This is a genomic window from Rhodococcus sp. AZ1, from assembly GCF_054979605.1.
In genome coordinates, this window is sequence record NZ_JBUEQF010000023.1 from 1 (window position 1) to 507 (window position 507).

The 507-nt window shown below is 61.7% G+C and carries 1 protein-coding gene; it reads left to right on the top strand.

The features are described 5' to 3' along the window. A partial coding sequence (locus tag ACY48E_RS15985; RefSeq protein WP_462873242.1) for an IS630 family transposase occupies positions 1-507 on the top strand: 507 nt, incomplete at both ends.

A 507-nucleotide genomic window follows, 5' to 3' on the forward strand; every position in this document is an offset into this window, starting at 1 on the left:
GGAGTGACGCATTGGAGTTCGCGGTTACTCGCCCAGCATCTCGGCGTCGGGCACGCAACCGTCGCCCGCGTGTGGCGCGAGCACGGTGTTCAGCCCTGGCGCAGTGAAACTTTCAAGTTCTCGACCGATCCGGAGCTGGTCGCGAAGGTCACCGACATCGTCGGCCTCTATCTGGAACCGCCGGAGAACGCGATCGTGTTGTGCGTGGATGAGAAGTCGCAGATCCAGGCGTTGGACCGCACCGCACCGACGTTGCCGATGCAGATCGGAATACCGGAGCGACAGACCCACGATTACGTGCGCAACGGCACGACGACACTGTTCGCGGCGCTCGACGTGGCGACCGGCAAGGTCACCGGGCTCTGCAAACCTCGTCACCGTCATCAAGAGTTCCTGGTGTTCCTCAAACACCTCGCGCGGGCCTACCCGGATCAGGAACTTCACTTGGTGATGGACAACTACGCCACGCACAAGAAGCAGGAGGTACGTGACTGGCTTGCCGAACAT